Here is a 25,172-nt window from a genome sequence, read left to right on the forward strand (position 1 = left end):
ACAGGAACGACCGAATGAACAGTGTGAAGGTTGGCGTATTGTTCTCGCAGAGCGGATGCACGTCGCACCTTGGCCGGAGCCAGTTGCGCGGCACGCTGCAGGCGATCGCCGAGATCAACGAAGCGGGCGGCGCGAACGGCTGCGAGATCGTGCCCGTCGTGCGCGATGCCTGTTCGGACCCGGCCGTCTATGCGCGGCTCGCCGAGGAACTGATCGCCACGGAGCGCGTGAACGTGCTGTTCGGCGGATACATGTCGAGCAGCCGCAAGGCGCTGATTCCGATCGTCGAGAAGTGGGACAAGCTGCTGTTCTACCCGACGCTCTACGAAGGCTTCGAGTTCTCGCCGAACGTGATCTACACGGGTGCGGCCCCGAACCAGAACAGCGTGCAGCTCGCCGCGTTCATGACCGCGCAGTTCGGTGCGCGCGTGTATCTCGTCGGGTCCGACTATATCTACCCGTACGAGTCGAACCGCATCATGATCGACCTCGTCACGCAGCATCCGGAAGGCCAGATCCTCGGCGAGGTCTACATGCCGCTCGTCGCGTCCGAGCAGGATTTCGCGGCGGTCGTCGAGGACATCCGCGCGAAGGCGCCCGACTTCGTGTTCAGCACGCTCGTCGGCGACAGCACGGCCGCGTTCTACCGTGCGTATGCGCAAGCCGGCCTCGATGCACGCAGGATGCCGATCGCGAGCCTGACGACCTCCGAGATCGAGCTCGGTCAGATGGGCGCGGCCGCGGCCGGCCACTACACGTCGTCGCCCTACTTCCAGACCATCGATTCGGACGTGAACCGGCGCTGCATCGCGCAGCTCAAGGCGCGCTTCGGCGACGACGCGAACGCCTCCGCGCCGTGGGAAGCCGCGTATTTCCAGGTTCACCTGTTCGCCAATGCGCTCGCGCGCGCCGGCACCGACCAGCGCGACCGGCTCGTCGAACATCTCGCGGACGCGGAATTCGACGCGCCACAGGGCCGCGTGAAGATCGACCGGCTCACGCAGCACACGTGCCTGTACCCGCGCATCGGCTGCGCGACGGCCGACGGCAATTTCACGATCGTGCGCGAAGCGACGCGGCGCGTGCATCCCGATCCGTACCTCGTCACGCATTCGCTCGGCGACCGCGTGCACGCGCCCGACGAACAGAAGGCATAACCGACGATGCGCGCCCGCACCCCGATCCGCTCGACGCCGCGCCTGCTCGCCGAACTGCGCTCGCTGCGCGTGATGGTGTACTACCCGGATGACGACAACGGCCTGCTGCTCGTCGAGCAGCTCTCGCGCATCGGTTGCCCGAGCGAGCAGCGCTGGCCGCCGCCCGCCGCGCTGCCGGAGAGTGTCGACCTCGTGATTCTCGCGGTCCGGCCCGACCTGCTGCACCTGTCGATCCCGTGGCTCGAGGACGATGCGCGGCCGCCGCTCATCGCCGTCACGACCTACGAAAGCCCGACGATCCTCGAACTGATGCTGCGCATCGATGCGCAGAGCGCGGTGACGACGCCGGTGCGTTCGTTCGGCCTGTTGAGCGCGATGGCGCTCGCGTGTCACCAGAGCCGGCGGCACGACGAATACCGGCGCCGCATCGCGCAGCTGGAACAGCGCGTGATGTCCGCGCGCACGCTGCAGGAAGCGAAGACGCTGCTGATGCAGCACAACGCGATCAGCGAGGAAGAGGCCTATCAGCAGATCCGCTCGCAGGCGATGGAGCGGCGCATCTCGATCAACCAGCTCGCCGAGCAGATCGTGCACGCGCATGCGCTGTTGAAGCGGTAACCCGAACGCGATCGCCGATCGCCACGCGTCAGGCGCGTCAGTCCGGCGGCGGCAGCACGACCGTGTCCTCCGGCCCGAGCACGCGCCCGTCCTGCGAACGCAGCTCGAGCTTCCTGACGGGCAGCCCGGTCTTCCGGTCGACGAGCAGCACGTGCGCCTCGTCGGGTTCGAAGAAGAAATCCTCGCCCCACTGCCGCAATGCGACGAGCAGCGGAAACAGGCCGCGCCCTTTCTCGGTCAGCACGTATTCGTGATGCGCGCCGCCGTCCGCGGCCGGCACGATGTCCATGATCCCGTGCGCGACCAGGTTGCGCAGACGCGCGGCCAGGATGTTCTTGGCCAGCCCGAGGTTCTTCTGGAATTCGCCGAAGCGGCGCAACCCGTCGAACGCGTCGCGGACGATCAGCAGCGACCACCAGTCGCCGATCGCGTCCAGCGGGCGGGCAACGCCGCAAAGGGAATCTTCGTGCGTGGTTCGTCTGTTCATCGATGCATGAGGCAATGCCGTTCCGGGAATGCGGCCGGAACGGCGGTTACGCTCGGTGAAATGAATGGTTGCAATATAAAACTCGTCGCACGAAAGATCAATCGCGCGGGGCCCGACTGTTCGCGATCAACGAACGCCATGGCCGATTCGGGCCTCATTGGCACTTCAGTTCGTACATCTGGCATATAAATTCCGGTATTTCCCCGTTCCGGCACATCATCGCGCACCAACGTGCCGAGCGTCCGTCGATTGCGGCCGCCCTTCTTTTTGGTTGCAACTTGAAACCCGATATCCTACGCTTCGATTCAGTTTCAACTTGAAACCAAACTATCCGACTACCGAAGGAGCGTTCGATGATCCGGCCCGATGCCACGTTCGACGGCACCTTTCCTTTCGCCCCGCATTTCGACGACGCGTCCGGCTTCCGGATGCACTACGTGGACGAAGGCCCGCACGACGGCGAAACCGTCCTGTGCCTGCATGGCGAACCCACGTGGGGTTACCTGTTCCGCGATCTGGTGACGGCGCTGAGTCCGACGCACCGCATCGTCGTGCCCGATCACATGGGCTTCGGCAAAAGCGCGACGCCGCAGGATCGCAGCTACTGGCTGCAGGACCATATCGACAACCTCGAGCGCTTCGTGCTCGCGCGCGACCTCGATCGCCTCACGCTCGTGATGCACGATTTCGGCGGCCCGGTCGGCATGGGGCTTGCCGCGCGGCATCCGGATCGCATCCGGCGCATCGTGTCCGCGAACGGGCCGACGCCGTTCGGCCAGCCCGATCTCGTCGAGCGCCTGAATGCGAACGGCCGCGATGCGCCATGGTTCCAGTGGATCATGCGCGCGGCGGCCGATGACACGCTCGAAACCGTGCTCGGGCAGCTCGGCTTCAACATCCTGAGCACGCTGAAACTGAACGGTTTCGAGAACCACGCAGTCATCACCGACACGTGGATTGCCGCGTACGGTGCGCCGTTCGCGCAACCGGCGGACTGTCTCGGCGCGATCGGATGGGCCCGCGGGTTTGCCGAGGGCGCGCACCGGTTCGAGGTGCCCGATGCAGCGGCATTGCGCGCGATACGCGAGAAACCCGCGCTCGCGATCTGGGGAGACGCCGACCGGACGCTCGGCGCGGAACACTTCCTGCCGCTTTTCACCGCGCTGTTTCCGCGCGCACCCGTCGAGCGGCTGGCGGGTGTCGGGCATTACTGTTTCGAGGATGCGCCCGACGCCATCGCGGCGCGGATCGCCGGATTCATCCGGACGACCGGCTGAGTGCGTTCCGCAGCGGGCATCCGGCACCCCGCCGCGGAACACGGCGTGCGCGGCCGCCTTCGCAACCGCGCACGCACCGCTTCACGTCAGCGAATGATCCGCGTCACGCCACGCCCGCGCGGGTCGGCCATCGCCTCCGGCGTCTTGCCGTCGATCTTGATCACCTGGATGTCGCCGCTGAAATCCTGCCCCTTCAGCGTGTAGCCGCGCGCCTCGATCTGCTTCGCGAGTTCGCCTTCGATCGGGTGGTACGGCTCCCAGAAGATCGTGTTCGGCGGCAGCAGCTGGTGATGGAAGCGCATCGCGCCGACGGCCTCCTTCAACGGCATCTTGAAGTCGTAGATGTTGTTGATCACCTGGAAGATCGACGTGAAGATGCGCGAGCCGCCCGGCGTGCCGATCACGAGCGACACCTTGCCGTCCTTCGTCATGATCGTCGGCGACATCGACGACAGCGGGCGCTTCTTCGGTTCGATCGCGTTCGCGTCGCTGCCGACCACGCCGAACATGTTCGCCACGCCCGGCTTCGCGGAGAAGTCGTCCATCTCGTCGTTCAGCACGATGCCCGTGCCGTCGGCGATCACGCCCGAACCGAAATAGCCGTTGACCGTGTAGGTGTTCGACACCGCGTTGCCCCACTTGTCGACCACCGAGAAGTGCGTCGTTTCAGCCTTCTCCGGCATCGTAGTGCCGAGGCCCGGCTGCACGCTCTTCGTATCCGACGGTTCCTTCGGGTTGACTTCGGCCGCCCGCTTCGCGATGTAGGCGTCGTCGGTCAGCTGCGCGATCGGCACCTTGTAGAAATCGGGATCGCCGAGATACTGCGCACGATCGGCGAACACGCGCTTCTCGATTTCCGCGACGAGGTGGATGTACTGCGGCGAGTTGAGCTTCACGCCCTCGAAGTCCTGCTTGAGGTCGGCCTTCATCTTCAGCAACTGCACGAGGCCGATGCCGCCCGAGCTCGGCGGCGGCGCGGTGATCACGTCATAACCGTTCCACTTCGCCTGCACCGGCTGGCGCCACACCGCGCGGTACTGCGCGAGATCCTCGGTGGTGATCAGCCCGTTGCCGTCGCCGGTCTTCATCGACGCGGCGATCAGCTCGGCCGTCTTGCCCTTGTAGAAACCTTCCGCGCCGCCGTTCGCGATGCGCGTGAGCACGTCGGCGAGATCGGGCTGCTTGAAGTTCACGCCCGCCTTCAGCCCGGAGAAATACTTGTCGAAGTTGGTCTTGCCGCCGAACTCCTTCGACGCGTCGACGCCGCGCTGCGCGAGCTGCTCGTCGACGACGAAGCCATCGCGCGCATAGTGGATCGCCGGCGCGAGCACCTGCTTCCACTTCAGCTTGCCGAAGCGCTTCTGCGCTTCCCACATGCCCGCGACCGTGCCCGGGACGCCGACCGCACGCGGGCCGTACAGGCTCATGCCCTTGACGACGTTGCCGTCCTTGTCGAGATACATGTCCTTCGTCGCGGCGAGCGGCGCACGCTCGCGGTAGTCGATGAAGTACGGCTTGCCGTCCTTGTAGATCGTCATGAAGCCGCCGCCGCCGATGTTGCCGGCTTCCGGATACGTGACGGCGAGCGTGAAGGCGATCGCGACGGCCGCGTCGATCGCGTTGCCGCCTTCCTTGAAGATCCGCTCCGCGGCATCCGCGCTGTACTTGTCGGCCACCGCGACCGCCGAGCTCGTCAGGACGGCCGGCTGCGGCCCCTTCGCATAAACGGGTGCGTTCGGCAGGAAACCGATGCCGGCCACCGTCGCGAGCACGGCAGCGGATGATTTGAAGCGATTCAGCGTAGTCATTGCATGTCCCCCATGTGGATCTCCTTCAGGCAGGAAAAGCACCTGTCCCGCGCATGGCCGCCGGCGCACCGACGGCCATATCCGGTTTCGTAGTATAGGGGGACAAAAAGGGTCGAACACGTGACATGCGTTGAAAGCGCATTCGCTGTGCGCGCCTCGTCATGTCGCCGCTTCCCGACACGGATGCGGGCAGGTCGAATTTTCACCGGGCGCGCAGCCGTAGTTCACACCGGTTCACGTCTTCACGCAGCGCACAAAACCGAAAGTTGCGAACTGCGCGACAGGCCACGTGACGCGTGAAAAAAAATCTGCAAACCACCGTCCCGCTGCACGATCCGATCTGCGAAGATAGCGCCCCGCTTTCGCACCGCATCATTGATTCGTTCACGCGCCGCCTCACGTTTCTTCGTCTCGCTTCCTATGGCATCACACAACGCGCATCATGCGTCCGGCTTCGCGGCCGGCGTCGCCGCCGCCGCCCTCGTCGCACAAACCGGCGCCACGGGCCCGTGGCATTCGGGCATGTTCGCCGCATTCGCGGCGGGCGTCGCGGGCGGCACCGCGCCCGACTGGCTCGAAGTCGCATGGTGGCGCCGCAAGCGCCGCCTGTGGGTCACGCATCGAACCATCACGCACTGGGGCATCGGCTGGATCGCCCTGCTCGCGCTCGGCTGGCACGGGCTCATCCATCATCCGCATCCGCTGTGGGCCGCGCCGCTGTTCGGCTTCGCATGCGGCGGCGTGATGCACCTGCTCGCCGACTGGCCGAACCCGCTCGGCGTCCCGTGGATCTGGCGGCGTCATTCGCTCAACCTGTGGAACAGCGGGCGTTGCGACCTGATCATCGTGGGCGCCGCATGGGGCGGCACGCTGTGGCTCGCGCAGTCGTTGTGCTCGCGTGCGCCGCTGCTCGAACACTGGCTCGGCTGGCTGCATCGCGTCTAGTTGCAATTCGGCGCAATTTGACGCGATTCGGCGTGCTATCGATACGCCGGCGCGCACGCAACTTTCCGTCCATTGAAAGTACGGTGCAGGCCCCCATTTGAGTCCGGAGCGCCGACACGCGCACCCGGCACGCACGCGCGACGTCTGGCACACTGGCGATTCGATTCGTGCGCGCCTCGCGCACGCTTTGCGCCCTGCTTGCACCCTATTTCAACGCTCCGATGGACGTCACCGCTACCCGCCCTGCCGCCCGTGCGCTCGACGTGTTCCACCCGGCCGTCGCCGCGTGGTTCCGGCGCACGTTCGCCGCGCCCACCGGCGCGCAGGCGCTCGCGTGGCCGCACATCAAGGCCGGCCGTTCGACGCTCGTCGCCGCGCCCACCGGCTCCGGCAAGACGCTCACCGCGTTCCTGTGCGCCCTCGACGATCTCGTGCGCGATGCGCTCGCGCACGACGGCACGCTGCCCGACGCGACGCTGGTCGTCTACGTGTCGCCGCTGAAGGCGCTGTCGAACGACATCCACGTGAACCTCGACGCGCCGCTCGCCGGCATCGCGGCATCGCTCGCGCAACTCGGCCTGCCGGTGCCGGCGATCCGCACCGCGGTGCGCACCGGCGACACGACGCAGGCCGAGCGCGCCGCGCTGCGCAAGCGCGCGCCGCACATCCTCGTCACGACTCCCGAGTCGCTGTACGTGCTGCTGTCGTCCACCTCGGGGCGGCAGATGCTGTCGAACGTGCGCTCGGTCATCGTCGACGAGATCCACGCGCTCGCATCGTCCAAGCGCGGCAGCCATCTCGCGTTGTCGCTCGAACGTCTCGACGCGCTGGCCGGCCGTGCGCTGCCGCGTATCGGGCTCTCCGCCACGCAAAAGCCGATCGACGCGGTCGCGCGCTTCCTCGTCGGCGGCCCGGCTGGCGCGCCGCGCGATTGCACGATCGTCGACACGGGCCACACACGCGAGCGCGACCTCGCGCTCGAACTGCCGAACGTGCCGCTCGAACCCGTGATGGCCACCGACGTGTGGGAACAGGTGTACGACCGCATCGCCGGGCTCGCAGCCGCGCACCGCACGACGCTGGTGTTCGTCAACACGCGGCGCACCGCCGAGCGCATGGCGCGCCATCTCGCCGACCGGCTCGGCAAGGAAGCGATCGCCGCGCATCACGGCAGTCTCGCGAAGGAGCACCGCTTCGACGCCGAGCAGCGCCTGAAGCGCGGCGAACTGAAGCTGCTCGTCGCCACCGCATCGCTCGAACTCGGCATCGATATCGGCGACGTCGATCTGGTCTGCCAGGTCGGCTCGCCGCGCGGCATCGCGCCGTTCCTGCAGCGCGTCGGCCGCTCCGGGCACCATGTCGGCGGCGTGCCGAAGGGGCGCCTGTTCCCGCTGTCGCGCGACGAGCTCGTCGAATGCGCGGCGCTGCTCGATTGCGTGCAACGCGGCGAGCTCGACGCGTTGCGGATTCCCGAAGCGCCGCTCGACGTGCTCGCGCAGCAGATCGTCGCCGAAGTGGCGTGCGCGGAATGGCAGGAAGACGCGCTGTATGCGAGCTTCACGCGCGCGGCGCCGTACGCGCGGCTGACACGCGAACGCTTCGACGAAGTGATGAAGATGCTCGCCGAAGGCTTCACGAGCCGCCGCGGCGTGCGCGGCGCGTACCTGCATCGCGACGTGGTCGGCGGCACCGTGCGCGGGCGCCGCAACGCGATGATGACCGCGACCACGTCGGGCGGCACGATCCCCGACATGGCCGACTACGCGGTGCTGCTCGAACCGCAGGGCATCCAGGTCGGCACGGTCAACGAGGATTTCGCGATCGAGAGCCTCGCGGGCGACGTGTTCCAGCTCGGCAACCAGTCGTACCGGATCATTCGCGTGGAAACGGGCCGCGTGCGTGTCGAGGACGCGCAGGGCCAGTCGCCGAACATTCCGTTCTGGCTCGGCGAGGCGCCGGGGCGCAGCGACGAGCTGTCGGCGGCGGTCGGCCGGCTGCGCGCGCGGCTCGACGGGCTGTTCGCGGAAGGCGACCGGCTCGCACATGGCAACAACCGTGAACGCATCGGTGAAGGGACTGGCGGGAAGTCCATGCCCCGGGCCGACGCCAAAGCGGGTGCGAAGGCGGCATCGAAGGCCGGGATCGAAGCCGATACCGATGCCTCGCTCGACGTGCGGCACGACACCGTTGTCGCCGCCACCGCCGAAAGCCGCCTCGCGCCGGCGTTGCGCTGGCTCGTCGACGATCTCCGCCTGTCGCCCGACGCCGCCCGCCAGATCGTAGACTACCTCGCCCGCACCCGCGCCGCGCTCGGCGCGCTGCCGACGCAGGACACGCTCGTGATGGAACGCTTCTTCGACGAATCGGGCGGCACGCAGCTCGTGATCCATTCGCCGTTCGGCAGCCGCATCAACCGCGCATGGGGGCTCGCGCTGCGCAAGCGCTTCTGCCGCAGTTTCAACTTCGAGCTGCAGGCGGCCGCGACCGACGACGCGATCATCCTGTCGCTGTCGCTCGCGCACAGCTTCGCGCTCGACGAAGTGTGGCGTTACCTGCGTTCGGCCAGCGCCGAACACGTCCTCGTTCAGGCACTCCTCGACGCGCCGATGTTCGGCGTGCGCTGGCGCTGGAACGCGACGACGGCGCTCGCGCTGCCGCGCTTCACCGGCGGCAAGCGCACCGCGCCGCAACTGCAGCGGATGAAGAGCGAGGATCTGCTCGCGACCGTGTTTCCCGATCAGGTCGCGTGCCTCGAGAACATTGTCGGCGAACGCGAGATACCGCATCACCCGCTCGTCGACCAGACGCTCGACGACTGCCTGCACGACGCGATGGACACCGATGGCTGGCTCGCGCTGCTGCGCCGGATCGAGAGCGGTGCGATCGAGCTGATCGCGCGCGACCTGCCCGCGCCGTCGCCGCTCGCGGCCGAGATCCTGAACGCGAAACCGTATGCGTTCCTCGACGATGCGCCGCTGGAAGAGCGCCGCACGCAGGCCGTGCAGTCGCGCCGCTGGAGCGATCCTGAATCGGCCGACGATCTCGGCGCGCTCGACGCCGACGCGATCGATGCGGTGCGCGACGAAGCCTGGCCGCTCGTGCGCGACGCCGACGAAATGCACGACGCGCTGCTCACGCTCGCGTGCATCGCCGACAGCGAAGCACACGCGCACGAAGGCTGGCCCGAGCGGCTCGCGGAACTTGCCGAACGCCGCCGCGCGACGAAACTCATGACGCCCGGGGGCGCCCTGTGGGTGCCGGTCGAACGGCTCGTGTGCCTGCGTGCGCTGCATCCCGACGCGCGCATCGCGCCGGCGCTCAAGGTGCCGCCTGCCTGCGCGCAGCCGTGGGAAGCGGATGCCGCGCTCGTCGACGTGATCCGCGCGCGTCTCACCGGTTTCGGCCCGCTTGCACTCGACGCGATCGCGACACCGCTCGGCCTGCCGCCGGCGTCGGTCGCGACGGCGCTCGCGGCGCTGGAGCGCGAAGGTTATGTGATGCGCGGCCGGTTCACACCGGGCACGACGACCGACGAATGGTGCGAACGCCATCTGCTTGCGCGCATTCATCGCTATACGGTGAAGCGGCTGCGCCGCGAGATCGAACCGGTCGAACGCGCCGACTTCATGCGCTTCCTGTTCCATTGGCAGCACCTGACGCCCGACACGCGCGGCACCGGCCGCGACGCGCTCGCTGCCGTCGTCGAACAACTCGAAGGCTATGAGGCCGCGGCGAGCGCATGGGAAGACGCACTGCTGCCCGCGCGGCTCACCGACTATATGGCGGGCGGGCTCGACGAGCTGTGCCGCTCGGGCAAGCTCGTGTGGACGCGCATCGGCGCGCCGGCACGTGCGGCCGGCACGCCCGTGAAGACGACGCCGATCGTGCTGCTGCCGCGCCGCCACCTCTCCGCCTGGCAGGCGCTGCGCGATCCCGACGCACAACCGGCGCTGTCCGCGCGGGCCACGCAGGTGCGCGACGCGCTCGCCGCGCACGGCGCGATGTTCTTCGATGCGCTGCTCGACGACCTGCACATGCTGCCCGTCGAACTCGAACAGGCGCTCGGCGAACTCGTTTCGGCCGGCCTCGTGAATGCGGACAGCTACGCGGGCCTCCGCGCACTGCTGAAGCCTGCCGTCAAGCGCAGCGCGACCTATGCGCCGCGCACGCGGCGCGGCGGTGCGCTGATCGGCGGAATGGACGACGCCGGCCGCTGGGCGCTCGTGCAACGCGCTTCGGCACCGACTGACACGCCAACGCCGGCACCGAAGCGCAGTGCGCCCGCGACCGATCCCGACGCACTCGAACACATCGTCTGGACGCTGCTGCGCCGCTATGGCGTCGTGTTCTGGCGGTTGCTCGAACGCGAAGCCGACTGGCTGCCGAACTGGCGCGAGCTCGTGCGCGTGCTGCAACGCCTCGAAGCGCGCGGCGAGATTCGCGGCGGACGCTTCGTCGCCGGGCTCGCGGGTGAACAGTTCGCGCTGCCTGAAGCGATCCCGGTCCTGCGCGAACTGCGGCGGCAACAGGGCGACGGACAGTACGTTTGCGTGACGGGCGCCGATCCGCTGAATCTTGCCGGCACGCTGCTGCCCGGCGACAAGGTGCCGGCCCTCGCCGGAAATCGCGTGCTGTTCCGTGACGGCGTGCCCGTCGCCTCGCTGGTTTCCGGGGCGTTCCACTACGCCCCCGAACTGTCGCCCGCCGCGCGCGAGGATGCACGCCTGCGGCTCGCGCGCAGCCACTGACATCGGCTGACACGCGGCACCACACCGACTACTGATCGCGGGGCCGCGCGACCGCCTGCCTTCGGGTAGCATCGAACGACTTTCCGCGCGGACGCCCGCGCTCCAGCACAACAAGATTTCCGGAGACTGCTGTCCATGCCCTCGCATGCCGACTCGCCCGCCGCACATCACGCGGGCTCGCTGACCATTTTCCAGGGCGCCGCGCTCTATATCGGCGCGGTGCTCGGCACCGGCGTGATCGCGCTGCCCGCGCTGGCCGCCGAGGTCGCGGGCCCGGCGTCGCTGCTCGCGTGGGCCGCGCTGGTCGTGTTGTCCGGGCCGCTCGCGGCCACCTTCGCCGCACTCGGCGCGCGCTATCCCGATGCAGGCGGAGTCTCGACCTACGCCCGGCGCGCATTCGGGCCGAAAGCCGCGGCGGTCGTCGGATGGTGCTTCTACTTCGCGGTACCGGCCGGCGCGCCGGCTGCCGCGATGTTCGCCGGCGCATACGTCGCCACCGTGACGGGCGGCGGGCACACGACCGTCGTCGTTACCGCCGCCGCGCTGATCGCGACCGTGTCGGCCGCGAATGCATTCGGTGTCACCGTTTCAGGCCGCATGCAGCTCGTGTTGTCGGCGTTGCTCGTCACGCTGCTGCTCGCGGCGGTGCTCGCCTCCGCGCCGCATGCGCGCACGGCGAACCTGCATCCGTTCGCCCCGCACGGCTGGCTCGCGGTCGGCCAGGCCGCCGCGCTGCTCGTGTGGAGTTTCGCCGGCTGGGAAGCAATCACGCACCTCGCGGCCGAGTTCCGACGGCCCGCGCACGACATGCCGCGCTCGGCCGGGATCGCCGTCGTGGTGGTCGGGTTCCTGTATCTGTCGGTCGCCGCCGCGAGCGTGACGGTGCTCGGGCCTTCCGCGGGCGCATCGGGCGCGCCGCTCGCCGAACTGATCGCAGGCGGCATCGGCGGTCACGCACAGGTGCTCGCCGCCGTTGCCGCGCTGCTGCTCACGCTCGGCACGATGAACGCGTATTTCGCGGGTGCGGCCAAGCTCGGTGCGGCGCTCGGTCGCGACGGCGCGTTGCCCGCGTGGCTCGCGCAAGGCAGCCAGGTCGGCGGCGTCCCGCGCCGCAGCCTCGGCGTGATCGCCACGCTCGCAGCCGTTGCGCTGGCTGCGACGGCGATCTCGGACGTCGGACCGAAACCGCTCGTGCTCGTGACGTCCGGGTGTTTCGTGATGGTGTATGGGCTCGGTGCGGCCGCCGCGCTGAAGTTGCTGCCGCGCGGTGGCATCGCTTACCGCTGTGCGTGGGTTTCGCTGGTCGCGGTTGCCGGGCTGTTCCTGACGACGGGCTGGGCCATCCTGTGCCCGCTGCTGCTCGCGGGCGGTGCGCTGCTCTATCTGCGGGTGACCGGACCGCGCCAGTAACCCGGTAGTTGAGCGCGGGCCGACATTCGCCGGCTTGCGGCGACACGCCGGCGAAATGCCGGCGAATCATGGCCGACCCGCTGGCCGGAGGGCCGGCCACTGCGCCGTGCGCGTCACACGTACGGTCGCGAACTCGGCCATACGCCGCCGCTTCACGCTCGTCAGGCCGGCACCAGCTCGAAGCTGAGCCGCTTGCCGAGCGCGGCGGCCGCGCTCGCGAGCGTCGCCAGCGTGAGGCTCGTGTCGGTTTCGTCGAGCAGACGGTTGAGCGCGGCGCGGCTGGTTTTCATCCGCGCGGCCATCGCGGTTTTCGTGATGTGCTGCGCCTTCATTTCCTGCCCGATCTGCCACGCGATCACGCGCTTGATCGCGGTGGCGGTGGCCGCTTCGAGATTGCCGTCTTCCTCGAGGAAGGTATCGAAATCGCTGCCGATATGCGGATGGTTCGTGGTCGTCATGAGGTACTCCAGTGCATGGCGTTGCCGGCTGCCTGCCCGTCGAAGACGGTGCGTTCCGGCGCAACCGGGAAATTCAGATGGCACGTATCAACGCGTTCAGACGCGCGACGGTGACATCGAGATCGTCCGACGGCGTGGCCCGCGACTGCTTGAAGAAACCGTGCAGCAGGACCATCGTGTCGCCGACGACCGTAAACAGCACACGGGCGCTCCGCCCCGGCAGCGCCACGCGGATCTCCCACAGATCCGGTGCCATCTTCCGGACCAGCGGCATGCCGAGCGGCCAGCCGAGTTGAACGGTCTTGATCTCTTCGCCGATCACCCTGCGCTCCGCTTGCCCGAGCGCCTTCAACCATTCGCGCACCGGCTCGTTGCCACGGGCCGTCTGAAAGAACCGCACGCCGAGCGTGACCTGGATCTGCTGTCTCGTCATCGTCTTGACACCCATCGTACCAAAATAGGTACGATATGCCAAGCACCACCGGGACGGCTACTGGCCGGACGGCCAATTCGATAGCCGGAAACGGGTCGGTCCGCGCTTGCCGCGCGATCCGCCCCGGGTTATTCGTCGCGCCGAGCCCGCTTGCGCGTCGCACGTGGCGACTGGTGCGCTCGCGCATCGCCGAACCGCGACCGCGCGATGTCGCGCACGGCATCGATCAGCGTCCGCGCGACCGGCGACGGCTGCGCATCGGTGCGCAGGATGAGCCCGACCGGCTCGTCGGTGCCCGCGGACGGCAGCGGCAGGCGTGCCAGCGCCCCGGCCGACAGGTCGTATTCGGCCGCATAGAGCGGCACGAACCAGACCGCATCGTTTTCGAGCGTCAGCGCGCGCGCGACCGATACCGACAGCACCTCGATGAACGAATCCAGCGGCGGCGCGCCGCAGGCGCCGAGCAACTGCTCGGCCGACTGGCGGATCAGCGTGCCGAACGGCGGCAGCACGACCGGATGGCGTGCGAGCTCGGCCGCCGGCGCCGCGCTTGAAAGCAGCGGATGTCCGGCGCGCACGACGGCGACGAGCGGCTCGTTGTACAGCTGCTCGAACGCGAGCCCGATCATCCGCTCCGGCTCCGACAGCCGCCCGATCGCGCACTCGATCGCGCCCGACTTCAGGCGCTCGAGCAGATCGGCGTTCGCGGCCGTCGTGATCCGCACGACGACGCGCGGCCAGCGCTCGGCGAGCGCCTTCATCAACGCAGGCGCGAGCGATGCCGCGACGGTCGGCAGCATGCCGATTTCCAGCGTCGCCGCGGCGGCTCCGCCCTCGCGCGCAAGCAGCCCGACACCCTGGCGCAGCGCCAGCACGCACGCGTTCGCATGCGGCATGAACAGCTGCGCCTCGCGGGTCGGCTGCGCGCCCTGCCGGCCGCGCTCGAACAGCTTCACGCCGAGGATCGCCTCCAGTTCGGCAATCGTCTTCGAGACGGCCGGCTGCGTGATCGACAGGCTTTCCGCCGCCTTCTGCACGCCGCCCAGCTGCGCGACCGCGAGAAAGCACTGCAGGTGCCGGAACTTGACGCGGCCGTCGGCGATTCGGTTATTCATAACGGGTGGTTATGCGATTGACGATGAAACGCCATTTTGCATAACTTTCCGGATAGCCCCAAGCGTTCGACGAGCCATCATGCGCGACGCCGCAGAGCCTGGAAACCGGCCGGCTCCCACATCCGCTTCGCGATCAGCAAGCTCGTCCCGTGCTTCTGCGCGAGCGGCGCGGACGACGATTCCGCATGCAGCGCGGCCGCCTTGCTGCGCAGCCGGCGCAACTCCAGTTCGAGCTCCGCGGCGGCGGCCTCCGTCAGCATCCCCTGCGAGAACGTCATCGTCTCGCCCTCGCCGTCGAAGCGGCTGTCGAGAAAATCGCCGAGCGCGTGCGCATGGAAATAACGGCGGATCGGCCCGCCGGGCAGCCAGTCGAAATCGCGCGCGACGCGCACACGAATCCGGTCGCCCGGCAGCAGCGCGACGACGTTCATCCGGTCGAGCATCAGCAGGTATTTCACGCACTCGGCCTGGGTCACCTGATAGGTCGACACGATGTCCTGCACGGTCCAGTAGTTGATCGCGCAGACGGCAACGAGCAGCAGTTTGTCGTCCGACACGAGCAGCGCCTCCTGCTGCTCGGTCAGCACGCGCAGCCTCGGCGCCGACGCGGAAGCCTCCTGCACGAGCTCGGCGAGCGTATAGCCGAGCAGCTGGGCGATCTCCACGACACGCTCCAGCGTGAAGCGGCCGCTGGCGAACAGCCGCTTCACGCTCGTCTCGGAGACGTCGAGCGCCCGCGCGACGTCGCGGTAGGTCATGCCCTGCGCCTTCAACTGGCGCTTCAGCATTTCGATGAGTTGGGCGGTTTCGGTCATTTTGGTATCGAAAAATGATGCTCAAGGTCAGATATTAGGCTACCTGTGCACGCAAATGAACACTTTCGGATACTTGTCTGCATAATCCGCTCCGTGCTGTCACTGAACGACGGAGCCGAAATGACCACCCGAACCGAAACCGCCGCCTACGAATCGCGCCACACCGCCCCGCGCAATGCACGCGACACGGATCGCACGATGCCGCTCGCCACGATCCGCACGCTGGCCGCCAGCGCGCACGTCGGGGATCTCGTGTTCATCCGCGTGCCGGCGAGCGCGCCGCGCGACGCAGCGGGCACGACGGGCACGTGGGCCAATCGCTTCGGCATCGTCGTCGATACGTCGGGCGACGAGCCCGTGATCGCCGAATCCGGGTTTGCGTGGACGAAACTCACGCCGCTGTCGCGCTTCGTCGCCCGTACCGACGGCGGGCGCATCGCGCTGGCACGCCGCGTCGCGGCACCGACCGCCGACGCGCAGCGCCGGGTGCATGCAACGGCGGAACAGCGGATCGACGCGCTGCTCCGCAACCGCTTCAACCTGCGGACGCGGCGCGGGTTCTGCGCGGATTACGTGAGCGACGTGCTCGGCGCCGACCGGGACGCGACGCCTGCGGCACTGCTGCGCGGCGGCACGCTGTCACTCGAATTCGACGGGATCGTGTTCGATCCCGGCCGCCAGTCATGAAGGGCGCGCTCAGGGAGACCGGATAACAACAAGAACGAAAACACAAAAAGCAGCGACGGGCTGGCTGGAGGGCCGTGCACGGGGTCGTCACCGACGACGCGAAGCCCGATCGCTTTTTCCGCCGGACAGGCATTCTGTCCGGCGGAATTTTCATTGGTGCGCCGAACATAACGAACAGTTATGCGATTCGCGAAAAAAGGTCATTTTGCATAACTTTCCGGATTGGCTAAAGTCCTGCCATCCACTTCGCGAAATACCTATCAGGAGACGCCCGATGGATTCCCCCACGATCCTCACGCCGCGCGACTGGCCGTCGCATCCGGCCTATATCCACCCCGAATACCGTTCGTCCGTGAAGCGCGGCCCGACCCGCCCGCTGATCCCGCTGAAGGAGAAACTGCGCGACCAGTACGCGCCCGTCTACGGCGCCGAGGATCTCGGCGCGCTCGACCACGACCTGACGAAGAACGCCGTGAAGAACGGCGAGCCGCTCGGTGAGCGCATGGTCGTCACGGGCCGTGTGCTCGACGAAGGCGGCAAGCCCGTGCGCAACACGCTCGTCGAGGTGTGGCAGGCGAACGCGGCCGGCCGCTACGTGCACAAGGTCGACCAGCACGACGCGCCGCTCGACCCGAACTTCCTCGGCGCGGGCCGCTGCCTGACCGACAACGAAGGCCGCTACCGCTTCCTAACGATCAAGCCCGGCGCGTATCCGTGGGGCAACCATCCGAACGCGTGGCGCCCGAATCACATCCATTTCTCGCTGTTCGGCGATTACTTCGGCTCGCGTCTCGTCACGCAGATGTACTTCCCCGGCGACCCGCTGCTCGCGTACGACCCGATCTTCCAGGGCACGCCCGAGGCCGCGCGCGACCGCCTGATCTCGCGCTTCTCGATGGACATCACCGAAGAAGGCTATGCGCTCGGCTACGAATTCGACATCGTGCTGCGCGGCCGCGACGCTACCCCGATGGAGCGCTGAACCATGACGACGCTGAAGCAAACCCCTTCGCAGACGGTCGGCCCGTACTTCGCATACGGCCTGTGCCCGCAGCAATACGACTACGACCTGAAAAGCCTGTTCACGCCGACGATCGCCGCGGCACACGCCGATGGCGAGCACGTGCTGCTGGTCGGCCAGGTGTTCGACGGCGACGGCAACGTCGTTGGCGACGCGGTGCTCGAATTCACGCAAGTGGACGGCGCGGGCCGCTACCCCGCGTCGCGCGACGACATCGCGAAATCCGGCTTCACGGGCTTCGCGCGGGTCGGCACCGGCACCGATGCGCAGCAGCGCTTCGTCGTCGAGACGGTGAAGCCGGGCCGCATCACCGCCGGCGAGGCGCCGCACATCAACGTGACCGTGATGATGCGCGGGATCCTCACCCATGCGTTCACGCGCGTGTATTTCGACGACGAAGCCGCCGCGAACGCGGCCGACCCGGTGCTGAACGCCGTGCCCGCCGAGCGTCGCGCGACGCTCGTCGCGAAACGCGACGCGCAACCGGGCCGCCCGGTCGTCTACCGCTTCGACATCCGCATGCAGGGGCCCGACGAAACGGTGTTCTTCGACGTGTGACGCGGGCCGGCGCACGCCGGCTTCGCCCGCTACCGCAACGCCGCGTGGCGCGATACCGACAGGCATCGCACCGCGCGGCGTTTTTCGTGTTGCGGCGCCATCATTCGATGCTGCGGCGCAGCGCGCCAGGTCACTGGCATCGATGCCCGTTGTCATGGGCTGTCGCCCCCGTATCGAACGCGCGATTGAAACGCATGCTGCGACTGCACATGAATCATCGCCCCGGCACGATATCGTTTGCGCGTTATGCGGCGTATCCTGCGTTATCCGCAATGCTCAAACGGAATTAAATCAGGATCGGCAACAATTACGCATGTCATGCGCGATATCGGCCCACCGGGCCGTGCGCGCATTTTTTCTGACCGAGTGCCTTTAAGCGCGTCTGACCGAAGTTGGCAGACGCGTATTTTTTTGCGGCAACCGGCACATCGGCGTGGTGCCGCGGATGCCTTCCGGTCAGCGCCGAATCTCCAGATAGCGGCTCGGCGTATCGCCCAGAATGCGGCGAAACGCCGACGTGAACGCGCTGGCGCTCGCGTACCCGAGATCGAGCGCGACGCGCGTGACCGGCTGCCCGTCGCTCAGGCGGGCGATCGCCGCGAGCATGCACACCTGCTGGCGCCATGCGGCAAAACTCACGCCCGTCTGCGCGCGAAACTGCCGCGTGAACGTGCGCCGGCTCACGCCGGCATCGGCGGCCACCTGGTCGAGATCGGCCGCGATCGACGGCGACGCGAGCAGGTGCCGGCACACCTTCGCCAGCCTCGCGTCGGCCGGCAGCGGCGCATGCAGCGACAGGCGCGGCATCGTCGCGATTTCCGCGACCAGCAGCGCCATCAGCTTGCCCGCGCGCCCGTCGACGTCGTACAGGGCCGGCAGGTCGATCGCATCGTCGATCAGTTGCCGCAGCAGCGCCGATACGCCATAGACGCCGCATTGCTCGGGCAGGCCCGCCTCGAGCGCGGCGTCGCCGGACACGAACGTGTTGAGCATCGTGACCGGCCCGGTCATCGTCATTTCGTGCCGCACGCCGGCCGGCACCCAGCACGCGCGCTGCGGCGGCACCAGCCAGCGCCCGTGCGGCGTCGACACGCTGATCGTGCCGCGCGACGCGAACGCGAATTGCCCGCGCACGTGCGCGTGTTCCGGAAACGTCGTACCCGCCGCGTAGTCGTTCGCGGTCACGACCACGCTTCGCGGAATGTGTTCGTAGGGATCTAGCAGCGTATTTCTCACGGCCCGAATTCCATCATCAATGACCCGATATCGAAGGCGGGTCTCCTTCGCGCGATCTACGATCCGCTCCACCCCTTGCGCGACCTCGCGGCCGCAAGACCCGTCGGCCTGATCGGCCGGATTACCACTTCATCGGAGCGGACATGCCGAATACGTTTCATCGCGTGGGGGACGGCCCCCACCCTGTTCTTGTACTGCACGGCTGGTTCGGCGACGCCCACGCGTTCGAACCCGTCGAAGCGTGGCTGTCGCGTGAGCGTTTCAGCTATGTGTTCATGGACTACCGAGGTTACGGCCGCATGCGCGACACAGCCGGCGACTACACGATCGACGAGATCGCCGCCGACGCGCTCGCGCTTGCCGACGCACTCGAATTCCCGACCTTCAGCGTCGTCGGCCACTCGATGGGGGCGATGGCGGCCGAGAAAATCGCCGTCATCGCACCCGACCGGGTGCGCGCGCTCGTGCCGGTCACCCCCGTGCCTTGCGGCGGCCTGCCGTTCGACGCGGAGAAACGCGCGCTATTCGAGCGGGCCGCCGACCACGTCGCCGATCGCCAAACCATCATCGATCGCAGCACCGGCGGCCGGCTGCCCGCCGCCTGGGTCGCGTGGAAAGCCGCGTATTCGGCAGCCCGTTCGTCGCCGCCGGCGTTCGGCGCGTACTTCCGCGCGTGGGCCGATACGGATTTCAGCCACGAGATCGCCGGCACCCATCCGGTGAAAGTGCTGATCGGCGAGCACGATCCGGCGTTCGACGCGGCGCTGATGGCCCGCACTTACCTGCGGCGCTACCCGCGCGCCACCGTCGACGTGTTGCGCAATGCGGGCCACTATCCGATGAACGAGACGCCGCTCGCGCTGGTCGCGGCCATGGAAACGTTCCTGCTTGCCGTGACAGCGAGCCCTGCAGCCGCCCATTGACCGGTCGCACGCCGGCGACATCGCCGCGGCACGCATCACCGCAGCATGAACGACATCGCAGACAGGCTGTTCAACGTGCGCACCACGTGCTCGACCGAAGGCCCGTCGAAGCGCAGCGTCACCGCATCGACGCGCTCCAGCGACGGCAGCACGCAGAACAGGTCGGCCAGTGCCGCCGTCTGCACACGCAACGTGCAGGCGGCCGGCGCGGGCCGACGGGCGCCGGCGCGCACGCCTGCCGACAGTGCCTGCGCGACCGTCTCGCGCGCAGCGGCTGCGATCCGCGCACACGATGCGGACGGCGTGAGCGTATCGCCGCTCGAAGCGCCACCGGCCGTCTTGACCGTCTCGAAATGCGCATCCGGAAACAGCGGCTGCGTTTCTTCCGCGAACACGTCGTCGCCGGTGGCCAGCGCGACGTGCGCGCCGTATTCGCGGGCCAGCGCGCCGTACAGCCCGGCTTCGCCGAGCTCGACGCCGTTCAGCCACACCTGCGTGAACGCGAAACTGTTGATCGTGTGCGCGAGGATGCCGCGCGTCTGCGATTTCGCGTGATAGCCAATCATGAACACGAGGTCGGGCTGCTGTTCGAGGCCCGCCATCATCCCGAGCGTGCGCGGCTTGCCGAGCACGACACGCGCACGCGCATCGAGCCCGTCGGGCAGCAGGTTGCGGAAACCGCCGTGCGAATCGTTGACCCACACGGCCTGCGCGCCGCCCATGAACGCGCCTTCGATCGCCGCATTCGCCTCGGCGGTCATCCAGCGCCGCGCGCGTTCGTATTCCGGATTGCCGGCACGCGTCTGCTCGGTGGCGAACACGCCGGCGACGCCTTCGATGTCGGTCGAAATCAGGATCTTCATGACTGGATAAGACGTCCTTCGTGGCCTTCGTTGAACAGGCGATCGAGATCGGGCACCGCGTCGCGCAGCGATTGCCGCACGTGACCGTCGCGCCCGGCCACCGTCACGGCCTGCAGCAACGCATCGGCGATGGCGTGCTCGACGCTTTCGGCGGCAGCCATGAACAGCGGATCGAGCGCCGCATCGGCGACGAGGGCCGGCAGCGCGATGGTCGACGCGTCGTGCGCGATCGTGTAGGCGGTGGAGAAGGCGAGCGCGATGTCGCCGCTGCCGTGCCCGTAGACCGAACCCGTGCGGGCCAGGCCCGCGCCCGCACGGCGCGCGAGCCGCGCCAGTTGCCGCGCGTCGAGCGGCGCATCGGTGGCCAGCAACAGGATGATCGAGCCCTGCTCGGGTGGCGCCGCGTGCGCGGCCTCGGCCGCGCGCCGTTGCGCGACGATGCGCCCGAGCGGCACGCCGCCGAGCGTCAGCATCGGCAGCCGGCCGAAATTCGCGAGCACGAGTGCGCCGACCGTATAGGGCCGGCCGGCCGCGACCGCAACGCGCGACGCCGAACCGATCCCGCCCTTCAGGTCGAAGCACGACATCCCGCGCCCGGCCCCCACCGCGCCGCGCGCGACGTCACGCGACGCCGCGCGGCACGCGTCGTCGTAATGCGCGGCCGTGACCGCGAACGCCTGGATATCGTTCAGATAACCGTCGTTGCACTCGAACACGAGCGGGTTGACGGTCGGCCAGTCGCGGCCGATCCGCGGATTCGCCGCGATCGCCGCGCGGATCTGCGCGTGCGCGAGCGCGCCGACGCCGAACGTATTGGTCAACGCGATCGGCGTCTCGAGCGTGCCGAGTTCGTCGACCTGCACGAGCCCGACGCTCTTGCAGAAGCCGTTGATCACGGCGGCCCCCGCCGGCACCTTGCTGCGGTACACGTCGCCCGGATGCGGCTTCACGACGGTCACGCCCGTCTGCACGTTGCCGGCATCGAGCGTGCAATGGCCGACCGTCACGCCCGGCACGTCGGCGATCGTGCCGCGCGGCCCAGCCGGCAGCGTCGCCGTCCACATCGGTGCGATGCGCATCAGCGGCGCTCCAGCTTCGGATCGAGCGCGTCGCGCAGCCCGTCGCCGAGCAGGTTGAACGCGAGCACGGTCAGGAAGATCGCGAGGCTCGGGAAGATCGCGATGTGCGGCGCCGTCACCATGTCCGCGCGCGCCTCGTTGAGCATCGCGCCCCACTCCGGCGTCGGCGGCTGCGCACCGAGCCCGAGGAACGACAGGCTCGCGGCCGTGATGATCGACGTGCCGATCCGCATCGTGAAGTAGACGACGACCGACGACACGGTGCCCGGCAGGATGTGCCGCATGATGATCGTCCAGTCCGATGCGCCGATGCTGCGCGCGGCCTCGACATAGGTCATGTGCTTGAGCATCAGCGTGTTGCCGCGCACGAGCCGCGCGAATGCCGGGATGCTGAAGATCGCGACCGCGCAGATCACGTTGACCATCCCGTTGCCGAGGATCGCGACCACGCCGATCGCGAGCAGGATGCCCGGGAACGCGAACAGCACGTCGGCCACGCGCATCGTGATGCGGTCCCACCAGCCTTCGTAGTAGCCGGCGAGCAGCCCGAAGAACGTGCCGATCACCGCGCCGAGCGCGACGGAGAAGAAACCGGCCGCGAGCGAGATGCGCGTGCCCGTGATGATCCGGCTGAAGATGTCGCGGCCGAGCGAATCGACGCCGAACCAGTGCACGGCCGACGGCCCGGCGTTCAGGGCGTCGTAGTCGAAATAGTTCTCCGGATCGAACGGCACGACGTGCGGGCCGACGAACGCCAGCACGACGAGCGCCAGCACGAAGCCGCCCGCGACGAGCGCGACGGTCTGCTTGCGGAACTTGCGCCAGAATTCGCGCCACGGCGTGCGGATCGCGGTGGGTGCGGCCGGCGCCGCGGTCTGGACAGTCGCGTTCATGCGCGCCTCACTTGAACCGGATGGTCGGGTTGATGACCGCGTACAGCACGTCGACGGTCAGGTTGATCAGGATGAATTCGAGCGAAAACAGCAACACGATCGCCTGGATCACGGGGTAGTCGCGCATCGTCACGGCATCGACGAGCAGGCGCCCGAGCCCCGGCCAGTTGAACACGACCTCGACGACGATCGAGCCGCCGAGCAGGAAGCCGAACTGCAGCCCCATCATCGTGACGACCGGGATCATCGCGTTGCGCAGGCAATGCTTGAGCACCACCATCGGCTCGTGCACACCTTTCGCGCGCGCGGTGCGCACGAAATCCTCGTTCAGCACCTCGACGAACGACGCGCGCGTGAAGCGCGCCATCACGGCCGCGACCGCGGCGCCGAGCGTCAGCGACGGCAGCACGTAGCTCCGCCACGAACCGTCCGGCACGACGGGCAGCCAGCCGAGCTTCACCGAGAAAATCTCCATCAGCAGCATGCCGAGCGCGAACGCGGGAAACGAGATGCCCGACACCGCGAGCGTCATGCCGAGGCGGTCCGGCCAGCGGTTGCGCCACACCGCCGACGCGATGCCGATCGCCATGCCGAAGGCCGTCGCCCACGCCATGCTGACGAGCGTCAGCATCAGCGTCGGCATGAAGCGCTCGCCGATCTCGGTCGAAACCGGCCGCTTGCTGCGGGTCGACAGGCCGAAATCGCCGTGCGCGATCTTCACGAAGAAGTTCACGAACTGCGCGGGCAGCGGCTGGTCGAGGCCGAGATCGGTGCGCACCAGCGCGACCGTCGCGTCGTCGGCTTCGGGCCCGGCCGCGAGCCGCGCCGGGTCGCCCGGCAGCAGGTGGACGAACAGGAACACCAGCACCGCGACGATCGCGAGCGTGGGCAGCAGGCCGAACAGGCGTTTGACGAGAAAATTCAGCATGGGGCACCGATCGAATCAGCGTGCCGGCGGCTTGCGCCGCCGGCACCGCGTGGCGGACGAACCGCCGTCATCACCACTGTCATTTCAGCGAGATTTCGTCGAAGTTGAACGAGCCGTCCGGCATCACGTACGCACCCTGAAGCCGCTTGCTGCGCGCATACACGATCTTCTCCTGCACGAGGAAGATCCACGGCGCATCGGCCCAGATCTGCTTCTGCGCATCGGCGTAGAGCTCGGCCTTCTTCGAGCGGTCGACCGTCTCCAGTGCCTTCGAGAGATCGCCGTCGACCGTGTCGTTCTTGTAGTACGCGGTATTCAGGAGCTTCGGCGGCGCCGACGTGCCGGCGAGCAGCGGCGTGATCGCCCAGTTCGCCTCGCCGGTCGACGACGACCAGCCGATGTAGTACATCCGCACCGGCGCCTTCGCCGGATCCGGCGCGCTCTCGACCTTCGCGACGCGCTCGCCGGCTTCCAGCGCCTGCACCTGCACCTTCACGCCGACCTGCGCGAGCTGCTGCTGCACGAACTGGATCGCCTTCTGCGACGTCGAGTTGTTATAGGCGGACCACAGCGTCGTCTCGAAGCCGTTCGGGTAACCGGCCTCCTTCAGCAGCGCGCGCGCCTTCGCAGGGTCGTAGGGCCACGGGCCCGGCTTCGTCGCGTAGTCGACGCCCTGCGGCACCACGCCGGTGGACGGCGTCGCGAAGCCGGCGAACGCGACCTTCGCGAGCGCTTCCTTGTTCACCGCGTAGTTCAGCGCCTGGCGCACCTTCGGGTTGTCGAACGGTTTCTGCTGCAGGTTCAGCGACACGTAGCGCTGCACGATCGACGGACGCTCCACGACGTCGACCTTCGGGTTGCCCTTCAGGTCGGCAGCCTGCTCGAACGGAATGCGGAACGCGAAATCGGCCTCGCCCGTCTTGATCAGCGCCGCGCGCGTGTTGTTGTCGACCACCGGCTTCCAGTCGATCGCGTCGATCTTCGGGTAACCCTTCTTCCAGTAGCCGGCGAACTTCTTCACCTTCAGGTCGTCGGTCTGCTTCCATTCGACGAACTCGAACGGCCCCGTGCCGACCGGATGCAGCGCGATGTCGCGGCCCCACTTCTTCAGCGCGGCCGGCGAGATCATCACGGCCGACGGGTGCGCGAGCGTGTTGATCAGCGCGGAGAACGGCTCGCGCAGCGTGATCTTCACCGTGTACGGATCGACCACTTCGGTCTTCTCGATCACGCGGAACATGTTGTAGCGCTTCAGGTGGTTCGCGGGATCGGTCACGCGGTCGAAGTTCGCCTTCACGGCCGCCGCGTTGAAATCGGTGCCGTCATGGAACTTCACGCCCTGGCGCAGCTTGATCGTGTAGGTCTTCGCATCCGGGCTCGCGTCGTAGCCGGTTGCCAGCACGTTGACGAGCTTCATGTCCTTGTCGAAGCCGAACAGCCCCTGGTAGAACGACTTGACGACGGCCTGCGACACCGTGTCGTTCGCGTCGTACGGGTCCATCGTCGTGAACGTCGAATCCACCGCCATCACCGCGGTCTGCTGCGCGAACGCGGGCACCGCGGCCGACAGCGCGAGCGCGCCGGCACCCGCTGCGAGCAGTGCGCGTGGACGGAACATCGGGAACGAATACGGCTTGTTCATCTTGCTGGGCTCCTGTGGGTGATTCGATAACGCGTGGTGAGAGTCGCGGCGGGACGGCGCCCGCTCGGGGA

At 67.9% G+C, this 25,172-nt stretch carries 22 protein-coding genes; 10 read left to right on the plus strand and 12 right to left on the minus strand.

All coding sequences use genetic code 11. The features are described 5' to 3' along the window. The first annotated feature begins 14 nt into the window (after positions 1-14). Together PQB87_RS27325 and PQB87_RS27330 are read left to right on the plus strand one after the other, a co-directional pair. Positions 15-1,157, plus strand: a complete 1,143-nt coding sequence (locus PQB87_RS27325; RefSeq protein WP_059485061.1) for a transporter substrate-binding domain-containing protein — start codon at positions 15-17, stop codon at positions 1,155-1,157. 6 nt (positions 1,158-1,163) lie between these two features. Next, the gene (locus PQB87_RS27330) at positions 1,164-1,775 is read left to right on the plus strand and encodes an ANTAR domain-containing response regulator (protein WP_027791381.1); all 612 of its coding nucleotides are present in this window, start codon (positions 1,164-1,166) and stop codon (positions 1,773-1,775) included. 37 nt (positions 1,776-1,812) lie between these two features. Here PQB87_RS27330 and PQB87_RS27335 read toward each other — a convergent pair whose 3' ends face one another. Continuing rightward, the gene (locus tag PQB87_RS27335) at positions 1,813-2,262 is read right to left on the minus strand and encodes a winged helix-turn-helix transcriptional regulator (RefSeq protein ID WP_027791380.1); all 450 of its coding nucleotides are present in this window, start codon (positions 2,260-2,262) and stop codon (positions 1,813-1,815) included. Positions 2,263-2,615: 353 nt separating this feature from the next. On the opposite strand from PQB87_RS27335, the gene PQB87_RS27340 reads away from it, so the two are divergent. Next, a complete protein-coding gene (locus PQB87_RS27340) occupies positions 2,616-3,539 on the plus strand; it encodes an alpha/beta fold hydrolase (RefSeq protein ID WP_489242959.1) in 924 nt (307 codons plus the stop codon). 86 nt (positions 3,540-3,625) lie between these two features. Here PQB87_RS27340 and ggt read toward each other — a convergent pair whose 3' ends face one another. Continuing rightward, positions 3,626-5,347, minus strand: a complete 1,722-nt coding sequence (ggt, locus tag PQB87_RS27345) for a gamma-glutamyltransferase (RefSeq protein ID WP_059683245.1) — start codon at positions 5,345-5,347, stop codon at positions 3,626-3,628. A 420-nt stretch (positions 5,348-5,767) separates the two neighbouring features. Between ggt and PQB87_RS27350 the strand changes: the two genes are divergently transcribed. The 3 genes from PQB87_RS27350 to PQB87_RS27360 all read left to right on the plus strand — a co-directional run bounded on the left by PQB87_RS27350 (position 5,768) and on the right by PQB87_RS27360 (position 12,450). Further along, positions 5,768-6,292 (plus strand): metal-dependent hydrolase, encoded by a 525-nt coding sequence (locus tag PQB87_RS27350; RefSeq protein WP_059683243.1) that lies wholly within the window; start codon positions 5,768-5,770, stop codon positions 6,290-6,292. 221 nt (positions 6,293-6,513) lie between these two features. Continuing rightward, entirely contained in the window at positions 6,514-11,040 is a 4,527-nt protein-coding gene (locus PQB87_RS27355) for a DEAD/DEAH box helicase (protein ID WP_489242960.1), read from the plus strand. Between the two features lie 135 nt (positions 11,041-11,175). Continuing rightward, complete coding sequence (locus tag PQB87_RS27360) at positions 11,176-12,450, plus strand: APC family permease (protein ID WP_059683239.1); 1,275 nt, start codon at positions 11,176-11,178, stop codon at positions 12,448-12,450. 161 nt (positions 12,451-12,611) lie between these two features. Here PQB87_RS27360 and PQB87_RS27365 read toward each other — a convergent pair whose 3' ends face one another. The 4 genes from PQB87_RS27365 to PQB87_RS27380 form a co-directional block, all read right to left on the minus strand. After that, entirely contained in the window at positions 12,612-12,908 is a 297-nt protein-coding gene (locus PQB87_RS27365; RefSeq protein WP_027791374.1) for an XRE family transcriptional regulator, read from the minus strand. Between the two features lie 73 nt (positions 12,909-12,981). Beyond that, positions 12,982-13,341 carry a type II toxin-antitoxin system RelE/ParE family toxin gene (locus PQB87_RS27370; RefSeq protein ID WP_060061975.1) on the minus strand — a complete coding sequence of 120 codons (360 nt, stop codon included), beginning with the start codon at positions 13,339-13,341 and terminating at the stop codon, positions 12,982-12,984. A gap of 128 nt (positions 13,342-13,469) precedes the next feature. Then, entirely contained in the window at positions 13,470-14,456 is a 987-nt protein-coding gene (gene pcaQ / locus PQB87_RS27375) for a pca operon transcription factor PcaQ (RefSeq protein WP_060061879.1), read from the minus strand. Positions 14,457-14,533: 77 nt separating this feature from the next. Then, positions 14,534-15,271 (minus strand): helix-turn-helix domain-containing protein, encoded by a 738-nt coding sequence (locus PQB87_RS27380; RefSeq protein ID WP_027791371.1) that lies wholly within the window; start codon positions 15,269-15,271, stop codon positions 14,534-14,536. A 120-nt stretch (positions 15,272-15,391) separates the two neighbouring features. On the opposite strand from PQB87_RS27380, the gene PQB87_RS27385 reads away from it, so the two are divergent. The 3 genes from PQB87_RS27385 (at position 15,392) to pcaG (ending at position 17,537) form a co-directional block, all read left to right on the plus strand. After that, entirely contained in the window at positions 15,392-15,958 is a 567-nt protein-coding gene (locus tag PQB87_RS27385) for a YiiX/YebB-like N1pC/P60 family cysteine hydrolase (RefSeq protein ID WP_111941695.1), read from the plus strand. Positions 15,959-16,232: 274 nt separating this feature from the next. Next, positions 16,233-16,940, plus strand: a complete 708-nt coding sequence (gene pcaH / locus PQB87_RS27390) for a protocatechuate 3,4-dioxygenase subunit beta (RefSeq protein WP_021159510.1) — start codon at positions 16,233-16,235, stop codon at positions 16,938-16,940. Positions 16,941-16,943: 3 nt separating this feature from the next. After that, positions 16,944-17,537, plus strand: a complete 594-nt coding sequence (pcaG, locus tag PQB87_RS27395; protein WP_153489677.1) for a protocatechuate 3,4-dioxygenase subunit alpha — start codon at positions 16,944-16,946, stop codon at positions 17,535-17,537. Between the two features lie 456 nt (positions 17,538-17,993). Here pcaG and PQB87_RS27400 read toward each other — a convergent pair whose 3' ends face one another. Continuing rightward, complete coding sequence (locus PQB87_RS27400; protein ID WP_027791368.1) at positions 17,994-18,773, minus strand: AraC family transcriptional regulator; 780 nt, start codon at positions 18,771-18,773, stop codon at positions 17,994-17,996. A gap of 143 nt (positions 18,774-18,916) precedes the next feature. Here PQB87_RS27400 and PQB87_RS27405 point away from each other — a divergent pair, with 143 nt between their 5' ends. Further along, positions 18,917-19,696, plus strand: a complete 780-nt coding sequence (locus tag PQB87_RS27405) for an alpha/beta fold hydrolase (protein ID WP_489242961.1) — start codon at positions 18,917-18,919, stop codon at positions 19,694-19,696. A gap of 35 nt (positions 19,697-19,731) precedes the next feature. On the opposite strand, the gene PQB87_RS27410 is transcribed toward PQB87_RS27405, so the two are convergent. The 5 genes from PQB87_RS27410 to gsiB all read right to left on the minus strand — a co-directional run bounded on the left by PQB87_RS27410 (position 19,732) and on the right by gsiB (position 25,101). After that, complete coding sequence (locus PQB87_RS27410) at positions 19,732-20,559, minus strand: M55 family metallopeptidase (RefSeq protein WP_226215678.1); 828 nt, start codon at positions 20,557-20,559, stop codon at positions 19,732-19,734. After that, positions 20,556-21,638: a DmpA family aminopeptidase gene (locus tag PQB87_RS27415; RefSeq protein WP_489242962.1), complete on the minus strand. Its 1,083-nt coding sequence runs from the start codon at positions 21,636-21,638 to the stop codon at positions 20,556-20,558. The genes PQB87_RS27410 and PQB87_RS27415 overlap by 4 nt, the downstream gene beginning before the upstream one ends. Further along, a complete protein-coding gene (gene gsiD, locus PQB87_RS27420; RefSeq protein WP_021156639.1) occupies positions 21,638-22,531 on the minus strand; it encodes a glutathione ABC transporter permease GsiD in 894 nt (297 codons plus the stop codon). The genes PQB87_RS27415 and gsiD overlap by 1 nt, the downstream gene beginning before the upstream one ends. Before the next feature lie 7 nt (positions 22,532-22,538). Then, complete coding sequence (gene gsiC / locus PQB87_RS27425; protein WP_042972832.1) at positions 22,539-23,459, minus strand: glutathione ABC transporter permease GsiC; 921 nt, start codon at positions 23,457-23,459, stop codon at positions 22,539-22,541. 79 nt (positions 23,460-23,538) lie between these two features. After that, positions 23,539-25,101 carry a glutathione ABC transporter substrate-binding protein GsiB gene (gsiB, locus tag PQB87_RS27430; RefSeq protein WP_059683217.1) on the minus strand — a complete coding sequence of 521 codons (1,563 nt, stop codon included), beginning with the start codon at positions 25,099-25,101 and terminating at the stop codon, positions 23,539-23,541. Positions 25,102-25,172: the final 71 nt, after the last annotated feature.

The organism is Burkholderia sp. KL41, assembly GCF_057005415.2.

Coding starts and splice junctions, on each gene's coding strand:
- PQB87_RS27325 (WP_059485061.1), top strand. CDS start 15: ATGAACAGTGTGAAGGTTGGCGTATTGTTCTCGCAGAGCGGATGCACG.
- PQB87_RS27330 (WP_027791381.1), top strand. CDS start 1,164: ATGCGCGCCCGCACCCCGATCCGCTCGACGCCGCGCCTGCTCGCCGAA.
- PQB87_RS27335 (WP_027791380.1), bottom strand. CDS start 2,262: ATGAACAGACGAACCACGCACGAAGATTCCCTTTGCGGCGTTGCCCGC.
- PQB87_RS27340 (WP_489242959.1), top strand. CDS start 2,616: ATGATCCGGCCCGATGCCACGTTCGACGGCACCTTTCCTTTCGCCCCG.
- ggt (WP_059683245.1), bottom strand. CDS start 5,347: ATGACTACGCTGAATCGCTTCAAATCATCCGCTGCCGTGCTCGCGACG.
- PQB87_RS27350 (WP_059683243.1), top strand. CDS start 5,768: ATGGCATCACACAACGCGCATCATGCGTCCGGCTTCGCGGCCGGCGTC.
- PQB87_RS27355 (WP_489242960.1), top strand. CDS start 6,514: ATGGACGTCACCGCTACCCGCCCTGCCGCCCGTGCGCTCGACGTGTTC.
- PQB87_RS27360 (WP_059683239.1), top strand. CDS start 11,176: ATGCCCTCGCATGCCGACTCGCCCGCCGCACATCACGCGGGCTCGCTG.
- PQB87_RS27365 (WP_027791374.1), bottom strand. CDS start 12,908: ATGACGACCACGAACCATCCGCATATCGGCAGCGATTTCGATACCTTC.
- PQB87_RS27370 (WP_060061975.1), bottom strand. CDS start 13,341: ATGACGAGACAGCAGATCCAGGTCACGCTCGGCGTGCGGTTCTTTCAG.
- pcaQ (WP_060061879.1), bottom strand. CDS start 14,456: ATGAATAACCGAATCGCCGACGGCCGCGTCAAGTTCCGGCACCTGCAG.
- PQB87_RS27380 (WP_027791371.1), bottom strand. CDS start 15,271: ATGACCGAAACCGCCCAACTCATCGAAATGCTGAAGCGCCAGTTGAAG.
- PQB87_RS27385 (WP_111941695.1), top strand. CDS start 15,392: ATGACCACCCGAACCGAAACCGCCGCCTACGAATCGCGCCACACCGCC.
- pcaH (WP_021159510.1), top strand. CDS start 16,233: ATGGATTCCCCCACGATCCTCACGCCGCGCGACTGGCCGTCGCATCCG.
- pcaG (WP_153489677.1), top strand. CDS start 16,944: ATGACGACGCTGAAGCAAACCCCTTCGCAGACGGTCGGCCCGTACTTC.
- PQB87_RS27405 (WP_489242961.1), top strand. CDS start 18,917: ATGCCGAATACGTTTCATCGCGTGGGGGACGGCCCCCACCCTGTTCTT.
- PQB87_RS27410 (WP_226215678.1), bottom strand. CDS start 20,559: ATGAAGATCCTGATTTCGACCGACATCGAAGGCGTCGCCGGCGTGTTC.
- PQB87_RS27415 (WP_489242962.1), bottom strand. CDS start 21,638: ATGCGCATCGCACCGATGTGGACGGCGACGCTGCCGGCTGGGCCGCGC.
- gsiD (WP_021156639.1), bottom strand. CDS start 22,531: ATGAACGCGACTGTCCAGACCGCGGCGCCGGCCGCACCCACCGCGATC.
- gsiC (WP_042972832.1), bottom strand. CDS start 23,459: ATGCTGAATTTTCTCGTCAAACGCCTGTTCGGCCTGCTGCCCACGCTC.
- gsiB (WP_059683217.1), bottom strand. CDS start 25,101: ATGAACAAGCCGTATTCGTTCCCGATGTTCCGTCCACGCGCACTGCTC.